Source organism: Flagellimonas amphidinii (genome assembly GCF_013090115.1).
Classification (GTDB): Bacteria; Bacteroidota; Bacteroidia; order Flavobacteriales; family Flavobacteriaceae; genus Flagellimonas; species Flagellimonas amphidinii.
The window spans coordinates 1-2,355 of record NZ_JABFNN010000010.1 but is presented as its reverse complement, the minus strand read 5'-3'; the positions used below and the strand labels follow the sequence as shown (position 1 = coordinate 2,355).

The 2,355-nt window shown below is 37.7% G+C and carries 3 protein-coding genes; all 3 read right to left on the bottom strand.

Annotated features, from left to right (window positions below; translation table 11 throughout):
• Positions 1 to 453 (bottom strand): dTDP-4-dehydrorhamnose 3,5-epimerase (gene rfbC, locus HJC33_RS00105; protein WP_171656759.1); only part of this gene is annotated, 453 nt, incomplete at its 3' end.
• Positions 450 to 1,322, bottom strand: a complete 873-nt coding sequence (gene rfbA, locus HJC33_RS00100; protein WP_171656758.1) for a glucose-1-phosphate thymidylyltransferase RfbA — start codon at positions 1,320 to 1,322, stop codon at positions 450 to 452. The genes rfbA and rfbC, both read right to left, overlap by 4 nt.
• A gap of 10 nt (positions 1,323 to 1,332) precedes the next feature.
• On the bottom strand, positions 1,333 to 2,355 hold a 1,023-nt coding region (rfbB, locus tag HJC33_RS00095; protein ID WP_171656757.1), incomplete at its 5' end, for a dTDP-glucose 4,6-dehydratase.

The window sequence follows — 2,355 nt, the reverse complement described above, 5'->3', positions numbered from 1 at the left end:
TGAATCTTTATAATTTATTCCTCCCTCTGATTCTTTGTTATAATAATTGTCACACTTATAAAAAAAATGGGCTGATTCGCTCAACACTACAAACCCATGTGCAAAACCTCTCGGTATAAACAACTGCTTCTTGTTGTCGTGTGATAATTCAATAGATACATGCTGTCCATAGGTTTCAGAATCTATTCGTAAATCAACAGCAACATCCAAAACACACCCCTCTAGAACGCGAACAAGTTTTGCCTGGGCATGTTCCCCCTTTTGAAAATGAAGGCCCCTTAAAACTCCTTTCTTGGAGAATGACTGATTGTCTTGAACAAAATTTACTTCTTGCCCAATTGCCTCACAAAATGCTTTGTGATTAAAACTTTCGTAAAAATAACCGCGTTCGTCTTCAAAAACCTTTGGCTCCAATATAAAACAGCTTTTAAGCTTGGTTTCTGTTACTTTCATAAATCTTCTTTATTCAAAATGCCTAAAAGGTTTTTGCCATAGCCACTTTTCATTAGGGGTTCAGCCAAATCCTTGAATTGCTGTTTATCAATATATCCCATTTCATAGGCAGCCCCTTCTATTGCACCTATTTTAAGACCTTGGCGTTCTTCTATGACTTCTACAAACTGGGATGCCTGCATCAAAGACTGGAAGGTACCTGTATCCAACCAAGCCGTACCCCTATCAAGAATACTAACATTGAGTTTGCCCTTTTCTAGATAAACCTTGTTTACATCGGTAATTTCAAGCTCTCCCCTATGGCTGGGTTTTATATCCTTTGCAATCGACACAACATCATTGTCATAAAAATATATTCCTGGAACTGCGTAATTGGATTTTGGATTTTGTGGTTTTTCTTCAATACTAATTGCCTTTCCTTCTTCATTGAACTCCACAACACCATACCTTTCTGGGTCATGTACCCTGTAAGCATAAATAATTCCCCCGTTTGGGTCATTGTTTGACTGCAATAGCTTTGACAGCCCTGATCCATAAAAGATATTATCGCCTAAAATTAGGGCTACCTTATCTTTACCTATAAAGTCCGCTCCAATAATAAAAGCTTCCGCCAAACCATTAGGTGCTTCTTGGGCAGCATAGGAAAATGAACAGCCATATTTTTTGCCATCTCCTAGAAGGTTTTCAAAAAGAGGTAAATCCTTAGGGGTTGATATAATTAAAATTTCTCTGATACCTGAATACATCAAGGTTGAGAGAGGATAGTAAATCATTGGTTTGTCATAGACAGGCATCAACTGTTTACTTACGGAAAGAGTCAATGGATGCAATCTGGTGCCCGAACCTCCTGCCAATACTATTCCTTTCATAAACTATTCTTTATTGATATTGCTTCTTATAGTACTCCTTGTAATCCCCGGAAGTTACATTATTGAGCCATTCTTGATTTTCCAAAAACCAATCTACTGTCAGTTCTAGACCTTGCTCAAAGGTTACAGAAGGTTTCCAACCTAATTCTTGATTTATTTTGGTCGCATCAATAGCATATCGTAAATCATGTCCTGGTCTATCTTTTACAAAAGTTATGAGTTTTTCAGATTCTCCCTCTTTTCTTTTTAGCCTCCTGTCCATAATACTACAGAGAAGTTTCACCAAATCAATGTTTTTCCATTCATTAAAGCCCCCTATATTATAGGTTTGGCCATTTCGTCCTTTATGAAAAACCATATCAATAGCTTCTGCATGGTCTTTCACATATAGCCAATCTCGAGTGTAATTTCCGTCACCATAAACTGGTAAAGGTTTTCCATTAATGATATTGTTAATGAAAAGCGGAATCAGTTTTTCCGGAAAATGGTTGGGCCCATAATTATTAGAGCAGTTGGAAATTACAAAAGGAAGTCTATAGGTTTCCCCGTAAGCACGCACAAAGTGATCTGAGCTCGCTTTAGAAGCAGAGTAGGGGGAATTTGGGTCGTACGGAGTGCTTTCAGTAAATAAACCTGTATTTCCCAATGCACCATATACCTCATCGGTGCTTACATGGTAAAATCTAAAGTCTTTGTTTTCTTGAGCCAGTTTAGCAGAGGCGTTCAATAAATTAACTGTGCCCAGCACATTGGTCTTTACAAAAGAAAGGGGGTCTGTAATAGATCTATCAACATGGGACTCTGCTGCCAAGTGAATAACCCCGCTAAATTGTTTCGAAGAAAAAAGCTCATCGATAAAAGCTTGATCTGTAATATCCCCCTTTATAAAGTTGTAGTTGGGAAACCCTTCAATATCTTTAAGATTCTCCAAATTGCCAGCATAGGTCAAGGCATCTAAGTTGTAAATACTATATTGTTTATAGTTCACAACAAACCTTCTTACTACATGCGAACCAATAAAACCTGCTCCTCC

What these genes read in the sequence shown, in the direction of transcription:
- rfbA (WP_171656758.1), bottom strand. Translation starts at nt 1,322, where the DNA reads ATGAAAGGAATAGTATTGGCAGGAGGTTCGGGCACCAGATTGCATCCA.